Raw genomic sequence first — 10,053 nt, forward strand, 5'->3', positions numbered from 1 at the left:
CATGCGATTGAGAAAAAGATTGGCTTCGATCGGGTTAAATGCACTCGCCTGGCTGCTTAGCCTGGTGGTCCTGATTCCTTTTGTGGTCATTGTACTGAATTCATTCAAGTCGGACGCCGAGGCCAAAGTGCTGAAGCTGACGCTGCCCGAGAAGTTTATCTTCGAAAATTACAAAATCGTCTATGAACAGGGACACTTGGGCGGTTCTTTTTTCAACAGTCTGCTGCATTCCGGGGCTTCTTCTCTGCTACTGGTGTTTGTTGTGGCCTTCTCAGCCTTCACGTTATCACGCAACCATTCGAAGCTCAGCAAGTTTCTGTACTTCTTCCTGATTCTCGGTATCACACTGCCGCTAAACTACATTCCGCTGATGGAAGTCATGAAGTCCATGGGTATGATCAATTCACATGTCGGCATGATTCTGCTCTACACGGCTATGGGTATTCCAATCTCGCTGTTCATTACGTATGCGTTTGTGTCTAACATCCCGAAGGAGCTGGATGAAGCCGCGATCATGGACGGATGTAATGGGATCAAGCTGTTCCTGAGAATCATTGTACCTTTGTTAACCTCGGTGCTGGTAACGGTATTTGTTCTTAATTTCCTGAGTGTCTGGAATGAGTTTACTGCCCCACTCTATATGCTGAATACAGTGGAGATGTGGCCGATGACACTGGCTGTATATAACTTCTTCGGGCAATTCAGTGCCCAGTGGAATCTGGTCAGTGCCGATATTGTGCTCACCTCATTGCCTGTGTTGATTGTGTTCCTCATTGGGCAAAAGTATATTGTAGGAGGACTAACTTCTGGGGCTGTTAAAGGGTAAGCTCCACCGACAATCCAATACACAAACGCATCTTGTCTAATTACATCTGCTGACTCCTCAGCACAAAAAAGCCCTTGTCTGCTCATCGTGTGAATAACTTCTTCGTACAGAAGAAGCATCACACGCTGCTGCGGACAAGGGCTTACGCTGTTGGATTCGAATTAATCGTGCGCCAATCCGCCAACATCGGATGGAGTCGCTATATCTGGGCTCTGCTCCAGAGATTTGATCATTTTCAAACGGGATGTGATTATTGCGATCAGAATAACAAACAGACCCGCGATGATAAACAGAAAGGCAATACCTCTGCCTGGCCCAGTTCCAATAATTTGACCAACAGACGAAGCCAGTGCTCCCCCCTCCATCAGCAACGGATTAAACACATGGTCGGCCAGAAATCCAGCCAAACTGTACGCGATAATAAACCCGAGTTGTGACAGAATACCAATGATTCCCCATACCCTGCCCTGCTTTTCGTTGGCGATATTGTTTCGCACCAGCACATCTGCGCTCATATTGACAAACGGCAGCGATGACAGGAACAGAAAACCTGCGAAGATAATAAAATAAATGTTGGTGGATATCCCCAGAAGCGAGAAGGACAAACCGCACAAGATCAGACCCATCACAAGCACACTTGCGTATCTCTTTGTTATTGTAAATATGCCGATGCACAAGCTGCTAATCAGCATGCCGATGGCGCTAACAGACTGAAACGTTCCAAGTGTCTTTGCATCCGTGAATGACAGAAGCATCGGACCAATGAGTGTCTCCAGGAATCCTAGATAAAAGGTGACAAGTGAAATAATCACCACCAGCAACAGTACTCCCTTGTTGGTTACAACTTCCCTCCAGCCCTCTTGCATATCGGTGATCCAGTTTTTGTCTTCTTGATCCTCTCGCTCCACCTTCATGCTCTTCCGAATAACCAGCACAGCCAGAATGGCAACCAGGAATGTCAGAATATTAATGACAAGAATGACTTCAATGGTTGTTATACTAAGCAGAATGCCCGCAATGATGGGTGAAAACAGAAACTTCGAGGATTCAGCCAGTTGTACAAGACCGCTTCCTTTCGAGAACTGATCCTTATCCAGCAGGTCCGTAGCAGAGGCCTTATATGCCGGGCTCTGCAGCGCGGAAAACACCGAACTAAAGGCCACTCCCACATAGATATGCCATAATTGGATATCACCTGTGAGCATAATCGACAGAATGAAAATCAAACCGGCTGCCGACCCCAGGTCGCCGATAATCATCATCGTTCGACGGTCGAATCGGTCGGCCAGTACCCCTCCAATAGGTCGAAGCAGGATATTCGGCAGAAACGTGAATAAGGTGATCAATGCAACACTTGTTGCCGTATTCGTTTTTTCGAAGGCATACACCCCCAGGGAGAAGGCTGTCAGTCCAATCCCAATCATGGAGATGAGCTGACCGAACCATACTACCAGAAACTTTTTAAATGATTTTTGAACGGTATGTTCCATGGATGATACTCCTTTCTCGGCTAACCTTGATTCGGAAAATAAAGACGAGTGACGTAGGCGAAGCTTCCTTTTTCTGCTCCCAGCACACGTTCCATAATATGTGTGAATGCTTCAACCTTTTTTTGGAGTTCTTCCTCCTCCCATTGAAAGATGCCTCGATCCAGCAAAAATTGTGACGATACAAGCAGGAATTCGATGGATTCCTTTGGGTTAGGTGTATGAAATACCCCCTCCTGAATGCCCTGCTCTACCACCTCGGCCAAGATGGGACTTAATCGAATTACCGTCTCTACAAGACTCTTTTGGTGCATCTCCACATTATGAACACTGTGCAATTGCTCGATGAGATCATGTTTTCTGCCGTCTGGCTGATTCTGCGCCATCATGATGCGAAAAATTTTGTCATGGGCATTCAGTTTGGGATCGGACACCACGTGCCTAGCCGATGCCTCCCCGCTCAGAATAAAACGCATAACGATGGCGTTCATAACCTCTTCCTTGGACTGAAAATAATAATAAAATGTACCCTTGGCAATGTTGCACGCCTGTAGGATATCCATGACCGTAGCTTTGGTATATCCCTTTGTTACAAACAGAATCTCGGCGGCATCCAAAATCTCATTCCTGCGTTCTTCCGGGTTTTTTATCAGTCTCATATCCTGGCCTCCGATACGTTCGACCGACTGTCGGTCTATTGTAGTCATGGAGTTCTTTTTTTAGAACCCCATTTCAGTTAACCATTGCGCCAAATGACTTTCCCTTGTTTTTAGATCCTGACGCTCTCTTGCATATTTTCCAATATTTCTGTCTGCAACCAGCTTACCGTCCATCATAAACAGTACACGTTCCGATCTGGCAGCGACTTTCACATCATGGGTCACCAGCAGAATGGTTGTACCCGTTGCATTAATATCGCCCAGAATATCCATGATCTCATACGTTGATTTGGAATTCAGCGCCCCCGTTGGTTCATCGCCGAATAAAATATCTGGATTATTAATCAGCGCACGGCAGATGGCAATCCGTTGAAGCTGTCCGCCTGAGGCTTGGGTGATGTTATGCCCGGCCAGCTCATCAATCCCCATTTTTTTCATTAATGACATCGCCCGTGTATTAATCGTTTCTCTGCTGCTATTCTTGGCCAGATACGCGGAAAGTACGATATTGTCTAATAGATTCAGATTTTTGAGCAGATGAATATTTTGAAAGATGAACCCCATCTTGGTCAAACGTAGACTTGCCAGATCCCTCTCCTGAAATGCCGATATTTTTTTGCCATTAAAATAGACACTTCCAGCACTAATCTGATCCATACCACTTATGTTGTACAGTAAGGTAGACTTACCTGAGCCAGATGGCCCCATGATGGAAACAAATTCTCCCTTTTTTAATTGAAGGTTGATATCTTTTAAGATGTTATGTTCTTCATTCTCGCCGATCGCTACCGATTTATTCACGTCTTTAGCCTCAAGTATAGTTGTCATCGTTGATCCTCCCTATTCGACAATCATTTTGGATATGCTCGTTTCCTTGATCGATTGGATGCTAATCCATGCTGTTAGTACAATCGTGCCTGCAAGTAACAATGGACACAAGATATATGCCTGTAACGGGTTAACAACAAAAACAATATTGGAAGCACCGAACGTCGACATAATGGCACTAACCAGCAACGGACCCAACGTATTCGACAATATCGTTCCAGTAACAACCCCTAAGATTAATATGACAAGTGACATCACGACATACTTGAACTTGATTTTAGACAAGGCAAACCCAAGGCTTCTTAGTACAGCAATGTCGTTGTTGTCCTTGGCTACTAACATCTGAAGGAACAGTGCTGTAATTAAAATAGATATGAAGACACCGATGACCAAGGCCAGCATCGTCACCAATTTCAATTGTTGGATGGTTCCGCCTAACGTCTGATCCAGATAACCTTGAAGATCGGTTACTTTGGCTGGCGAGAAAGCCGCCTCATATTCAGCAATTTTGGTAGCCATGTCGCCGCGATTATTCAGATCCAAACTGACCACATACCACAACACACTATCCTTGTTGTAAGGTAATAAGGCCTTCGCCGTTTTGCCACCATTTGTAACGTCCTGGTATATTCCGCTGACTGTCATCATCTGGTCCTTGCCATTAACCAGCAAGGTAAGTTGCTCACCAGTCTTCAGGCGCAGCTCGCTACTGTTTGCATCAGATAACGCAATTTCATTCTCGGTTGTTGGCGCATTACCGCTAACATAAGACAATGGGAAAATACTGAAATCCCCAGTTTCTACACTCAGATTGTCGTAACTTCCTTCCGCATTTTTAATCTTGAACTGGCTTGTTACCAATGGGGAATATGTTTTGATGTCTTTATCATTTTGGATCTGGGCAACCAGATTGTCATAACGCTGCTCCACATCATCTGTGTGCCTCAAGTCAATGCGAATATCACTTTGTCCAACACCCATATAAGAAATAAAACTTGGCGCCTGCAAAGTGTTCAGGAAATTGACCGGCACAATCATGATAAATGAACTGACTACAAAGACGAACAACAATAATCGGAACATCTTGATTCGCTGTATGACTTCCTTCAGACCAAGAAAGACAGGTACGGAAGACCAGCGATTGCGAGACAAACTGAGCCGGTTTCGAATGATCTGTGTATCTCCCAGGCTCCCGGTACGGAGAGCATCCACCGCGGAGATGGAACGAAAACGCCGCAGTACCGTTCGACAGAACAGAACAACCATGGCAAATATTATTCCAGCAGCTAATAACGGAATCGCGAAATGCAACAGGGTTGCAGGTGCTTTTCCCATATACAACATGATGTTGGAAACAAATAGTCTGTTAACGCCAAGTGATGCAATGTAACCAAGCACGGATGCAAATCCCGCCATAAATACATACTTCATCAGATACAGTCTCTTAATATCCTTCTCTGCGATCCCAATCGCCTTCATGACACTAATCTCACGATAATCCTCTTCGATGGTCGCAAGCATTGTGAATCGGATGCAAAGCATCGCGATCAGAATCAGTACAAGACTGACCAAAATAATAACGGCTGCAATAACTCCGTCGGTCATCGCATTCAATACCTGGAACAGCCCATAGGTTACGACTGGACCCGCGTTGGGAAGTCCGGCATTTTGGTAAGCCTGGGTAAATTCACTCGTCAGTCCGGGATCCGTCAACCGGAATTCGATGAGATACTCCATCTCTCCGATGCTCTGCTTCAATTCCTGCAAATTCCCATCACTCACAATAAAACGTTTGGAGTGCACAACCGATGGATTCATCTGAGCATCACGGACAAAATCAACGATGGTGTAAGAACGCTCAAATTGACCATTATCGATCCGAACCTGGTCGCCCACGCTCAATTTATTTTGCTGCATGTAATATACCGGAACCGCGATCTCGCCATCATTAACCTGAATAATCTCACTGTCCAGATTCAACAAATAGTCGAAACCCTGATTCTGTGTAACAAAGTCAATGTCCATAACACTGTTCTTTTCGGACTCTGCTCCGAGAAACAGATTAGAGCCGTCAATGTTGACCATTTCCACAATCTGATGCTGCTGGACCATGGCATTTTCTTCAGCCCATGTGTTCACTTTGGCCTGATCGAGTTCTCCGGCATGCATTTGCACAAAGTGTGGTGTTTTGGATTCAGAAAATAGATATTGGATGGAACTCGTCAGTTCCATAATCATTCGTGACCCCGAAGATACCAGCAAGGCGGCCAGCAGCACAAAAATAAATAACGCAGCCGTAATCCCTTTTTTTCTCGTTATATCGTTTCTCAGCATTCGTAGCAGCATAAACGAACATGGCTCCTCTCATCTACAAGTTGTTCCTATTTATCTGGAGTCATAAAGCTTGTCAGACAATGCGCCACCGTTGAAGGTTGATGCATCATGAACATGTGAGCACCCTCTTTGATGGTTTGAAGCTTCATGGGTGTGTTAAAATATCGGCCCCATCTCAACGCTGATTGAAGGGTAACGGTACGATCTCGTTCTCCCCACAGATACAACACCGGCAATGAGAGCGGCTCATACTCAAGCGTTGCTGCAGATTCCAGCATCCTGAAATCCGCCCGGATGACGGGCAGAAAATAATTCAATAATTCTTTTTCATGTATCAGTTCTTGCGGAAGAGCTTCATAGGAAAACAGATGATCAATCAGATTGCCGTCTGACATCCGATCATAATTCTGCATCCCGCATTCGTCAGGCGTGTTGCAGGCAGATAACACAAGCCGTAGCGTTTTAGCTACATCTGGACGTTCCTGACATAAGCGCTGCGCAACGAAGTAGGCTGTAATTCCTCCCAGACTATGTCCAAATAACAGACTGCCGGGCTGTATAACATCCAGCAGCTTGCTGGTATACAGTTCTACGAGTTGCTGCATATGCTCCAGGGGTCTTTCGGTGTTCAGACCATGACCCGGGGGCGTAAACGCCCAAATTTCCGTGTCAGGAAGGTAAGGCACTAGGGGCTGAAAACTGTTGGAGTTCCCACCGAGATAAGGAAAACAGACTATCTGTCTGTTTCCCTCCCCCTTTTGTAGCTGCTCCAAATAGATCGGTTCCATCACTTATTCACCACCATAACCAGGCTTACTTTCTTTCCAGAACATATGCAGGGAATGTCTGAAGTGAAGTATCCACATTTTTACGCTTGAAGATGACATGTATGACAATAGCCGATATTACAAAAAAGAAGAATTGCATAATTTGAACTTGCGGATTAAAGTAGTACAAATCAATTTGACTTCCTGTGGCTACAAGCCAGAATGCAAGCAGATAAAACAGAAGTGTACCTTTGGTTGCATTGAAGATATAACTTTGGAACACGATAAATGCCATAAGCTGAACAACGTAGTATATGTAAGTGGTTGAGGTGCCAAAAGAGGAAATCAAGTATCCCGGAAGCACCCATAATCCGAACAACAGGCCGGTAATCAGACCACTTGTTATATTATTTTTTAACTTCCCTTGCAAGAATGGAAGCAAAAATCCGATCCAGCCAAACAGCCCACCAATCAGTCCCGTCTCCTTGATCAGATTCAGAATTCCCAACCAGATCATTTCAGGTACACTATATGTCAACTCAGGGACCGGTATGCCGAATAACAAGGAACCAAAGTGCATTGTTGATGCAAAGATGATGGAAATTCCAATAATGAGCGGTATCCAGAACAGGTCCTGTCTGCGCGGAACCAGCTTCATAAACATTCCTTTTAATGCTTCCGTTCCGCCCATCACATAACATGTAATTAATCCGGCAATGGAAGGTGAATACAGAGCAACGATCGCAAGTGGATGCATCAGGGTTAACTCACCTGTTATGGGTACAATAAAATCCGCAAAGAACATGAACAAACTTGCGATTCCATAACATGTGCCAAAGGAAATTCCCAAAAACAAATACATATATTTGTTGGACGGGCTGGTTGCCGGACTTGTGACTGGACGAATGGATGCCTGATTAGCTGTAATCATAGTGCCGCCTCCTTCTCAGTCAACTTTCTCTCAATAAGATCATGCAAACGGTTAATCGTGCAGAAATTAGCCAAATCCAGATCTTCATTTGCTATCTCAATCTGGAATCTACGCTCTACAAAGTCCACCAAACGCATCGCAAAGAGCGAATTGACGAACCGCTGCTCAAAATAATTGTCATTATCATTAATTTGAGTGTCCTCATGATCCATGGTGAGGTTGTTCCCGATAAACTCCCGAATTTCCTGACGATAATCCACTGCCCTTCCCCCTTGTTATTGATGTTGCCCCTCAGGCACTAAAACCTCAATGTAATCTGGAAACTCTACAGCCTGCTGCAAATCATGATAAAACAGTACTCTTCCTTCCTGATCTGCAGATTGCTGCTTGAAACCGGCAAAGCGATAGCTGATATTCATCATCCGGTTCCTTCCGGTATCCCTGAAGTCCGCAAGCATCTGTTTGCCCTGCTTCTGAGCTTCACGCATGATATACGTTAGCAGTACACTCCCTGCTCCTCTGGACATCACTCTACAAGACATCAGAAGCATGTTTAGTCGCCATACTTTCTGCTGCATGTGAATAAGTGCAAGCCCAATTTTGCCATACGTTCCGTATTTGTCTTCGAGTTCACACACCAATAACATATGGTCCTGCGAGGTCATCAGTTGATGCAACTCCTCGTAACTGTAGGTAATTCCCGTTGCATTTAGCTGATTGGTACGAACGGTAAGTTCCTCTGCACGTTGAAGATCATCCTCAGTAGCCTCGTAGATGGAAAATTTCATGCCGAGCGTAGCCAGAAATTGTTCTGAAGGTCCTTCATACTGTTCCTCAGCCTGTTTACGGAGCGTATCCGCCTGATACATCTGCCTTCTGCACGCAGAGTCGGCTGTAATGAATCGGGGCATCAGCCTTGGGTCATCAAGCATGGTTTCATATTGATCCGCATGAAGTACCTGAATGTCAGCATGTACACTTTGCACTTCTTCCAGTTCAAAAGGTTGATCATCCACAAACAGAATGGCATCCATACCGATATTAATGTTCTGCTGAATCCGCTGAACAGAGACGGACTTCGCATCCCAATGAATTTCGGGATATAGAAAATATTCGGCGATGCCCAGTTCGTTTAGTTTCGTCCAAGCCAGCTCTGCATCATTTTTACTGGCAACAGAATGCAAAATACCTCGCTGGTCCAGTTTTTCAATCACCTCCTTTAAGCCCGGCTTCAGTTGCACATCTGCAGATTCAAGCAAAACTCCATCCCATATGGTGTGGTCCAGATCCCAAACGATGCATTTGATATCCTTGAGCTTTTCCATGGTCATGCCACCCTTCATCTTAGTAGGCATAGAATCCTTGACCCGTCTTCCGCCCCCACTGTCCTGCATCAACCATTTTCTGCAACATCGGACAGCATCTGAATTTGGGGTCCTGATAGCTGTCGTACAATACTTTCAATGAATGCACGACCGTATCCAGACCAATCAGATCCGCCGTCTCCAGCGGCCCCATCTGATAATTGAAGCCTTTCTTCATAATGGCGTCCACCTGCTCGGGTGTAGCGATTCCATCCTGTACAATGTACGCCGCTTCATTCATTAACAAGTGCGAGAGGCGATTAGAGACAAACCCAGGCAGATCCTCTATGACAACTGGACTTTTATCAAGAGTTTCCAAAAACGCTACCATCTCATGTTCCGTACCCTGCGTTGTATGATGTCCTTTGATCACCTCCACCATGGATTTAACGGGAACCGGATTCATCAAATGCACCCCAATGACTCGACCTGGGTCAGGCAAAAATGAAGCGAGCTTTGTCACGGAAATACAGCTTGTATTTAGCGCAAATAAAGCATCCGGACGAGCCGTGTGGTATAGTCGTACGTAAACTTCCTTTTTCAACTCCAGGTTCTCGGTTACATTTTCAATAATGATACTTGCCTCTTCCACACCTTCATCTTGTGTCTGGAACGAGATTCGTTCCATGATCTGATCCAAGGGCACCTGACCGTACCCTTGCTTCAGGAAACAAGCTGAACGATATTCACGACGTATAACATCAGGGGCGTGTTCGATGACCGACGCCGAAATATCCTGCAAAATTACACGATAACCAGCCCTCGCGACATCCAGTGCCGTGGCGCATCCCATCACCCCTGCGCCAATGATTGCAATGAGTCGATTATGCATACCTAATCACCTCCGTATTGAGCTA

The 10,053-nt window shown here is 45.3% G+C and carries 10 protein-coding genes; 1 reads left to right on the forward strand and 9 read right to left on the reverse strand.

Annotation, left to right across the window (positions count from 1 at the left end; all coding sequences use genetic code 11):
- Position 1 precedes the first annotated feature (1 nt).
- A complete protein-coding gene (locus NZ043_RS00290) occupies positions 2-826 on the forward strand; it encodes a carbohydrate ABC transporter permease (protein ID WP_133385583.1) in 825 nt (274 codons plus the stop codon).
- Positions 827-987: 161 nt separating this feature from the next.
- Here the strand turns inward: NZ043_RS00290 and NZ043_RS00295 are convergent, their stop codons facing one another.
- From NZ043_RS00295 to NZ043_RS00335, 9 genes are read right to left on the reverse strand one after another with little or no spacing between them, the layout of a single operon-like run.
- On the reverse strand, positions 988-2,316 hold the full coding sequence (locus tag NZ043_RS00295) for an MFS transporter (protein WP_133385584.1): 1,329 nt from the start codon (positions 2,314-2,316) through the stop codon (positions 988-990).
- Positions 2,317-2,336: 20 nt separating this feature from the next.
- Positions 2,337-2,972 (reverse strand): TetR/AcrR family transcriptional regulator, encoded by a 636-nt coding sequence (locus NZ043_RS00300; RefSeq protein ID WP_133385585.1) that lies wholly within the window; start codon positions 2,970-2,972, stop codon positions 2,337-2,339.
- Positions 2,973-3,032: 60 nt separating this feature from the next.
- Positions 3,033-3,800 (reverse strand): ABC transporter ATP-binding protein, encoded by a 768-nt coding sequence (locus NZ043_RS00305; protein ID WP_017687160.1) that lies wholly within the window; start codon positions 3,798-3,800, stop codon positions 3,033-3,035.
- 12 nt (positions 3,801-3,812) lie between these two features.
- The gene (locus NZ043_RS00310; protein WP_133385586.1) at positions 3,813-6,146 is read right to left on the reverse strand and encodes an ABC transporter permease; all 2,334 of its coding nucleotides are present in this window, start codon (positions 6,144-6,146) and stop codon (positions 3,813-3,815) included.
- Positions 6,147-6,181: 35 nt separating this feature from the next.
- Complete coding sequence (locus NZ043_RS00315) at positions 6,182-6,922, reverse strand: alpha/beta fold hydrolase (protein ID WP_091028304.1); 741 nt, start codon at positions 6,920-6,922, stop codon at positions 6,182-6,184.
- 25 nt (positions 6,923-6,947) lie between these two features.
- Positions 6,948-7,832: a hypothetical protein gene (locus NZ043_RS00320; protein WP_206105767.1), complete on the reverse strand. Its 885-nt coding sequence runs from the start codon at positions 7,830-7,832 to the stop codon at positions 6,948-6,950.
- Positions 7,829-8,092 carry an acyl carrier protein gene (locus NZ043_RS00325; RefSeq protein WP_017687156.1) on the reverse strand — a complete coding sequence of 88 codons (264 nt, stop codon included), beginning with the start codon at positions 8,090-8,092 and terminating at the stop codon, positions 7,829-7,831. Before NZ043_RS00325 ends, NZ043_RS00320 begins: the two co-directional genes overlap by 4 nt.
- Before the next feature lie 15 nt (positions 8,093-8,107).
- Entirely contained in the window at positions 8,108-9,157 is a 1,050-nt protein-coding gene (locus NZ043_RS00330; protein ID WP_133386018.1) for an HAD-IIIC family phosphatase, read from the reverse strand.
- 19 nt (positions 9,158-9,176) lie between these two features.
- Complete coding sequence (locus NZ043_RS00335; protein ID WP_339310159.1) at positions 9,177-10,028, reverse strand: 3-hydroxyacyl-CoA dehydrogenase family protein; 852 nt, start codon at positions 10,026-10,028, stop codon at positions 9,177-9,179.
- Between the last annotated feature and the right edge of the window lie 25 nt (positions 10,029-10,053).

The organism is Paenibacillus sp. FSL k6-2145 (genome assembly GCF_037976585.1).
Lineage (GTDB): Bacteria > Bacillota > Bacilli > Paenibacillales > Paenibacillaceae > Paenibacillus.

Coding starts and splice junctions, on each gene's coding strand:
- NZ043_RS00290 (WP_133385583.1), top strand. CDS start 2: ATGCGATTGAGAAAAAGATTGGCTTCGATCGGGTTAAATGCACTCGCC.
- NZ043_RS00295 (WP_133385584.1), bottom strand. CDS start 2,316: ATGGAACATACCGTTCAAAAATCATTTAAAAAGTTTCTGGTAGTATGG.
- NZ043_RS00300 (WP_133385585.1), bottom strand. CDS start 2,972: ATGAGACTGATAAAAAACCCGGAAGAACGCAGGAATGAGATTTTGGAT.
- NZ043_RS00305 (WP_017687160.1), bottom strand. CDS start 3,800: ATGACAACTATACTTGAGGCTAAAGACGTGAATAAATCGGTAGCGATC.
- NZ043_RS00310 (WP_133385586.1), bottom strand. CDS start 6,146: ATGCTGCTACGAATGCTGAGAAACGATATAACGAGAAAAAAAGGGATT.
- NZ043_RS00315 (WP_091028304.1), bottom strand. CDS start 6,922: ATGGAACCGATCTATTTGGAGCAGCTACAAAAGGGGGAGGGAAACAGA.
- NZ043_RS00320 (WP_206105767.1), bottom strand. CDS start 7,832: ATGATTACAGCTAATCAGGCATCCATTCGTCCAGTCACAAGTCCGGCA.
- NZ043_RS00330 (WP_133386018.1), bottom strand. CDS start 9,157: ATGGAAAAGCTCAAGGATATCAAATGCATCGTTTGGGATCTGGACCAC.
- NZ043_RS00335 (WP_339310159.1), bottom strand. CDS start 10,028: ATGCATAATCGACTCATTGCAATCATTGGCGCAGGGGTGATGGGATGC.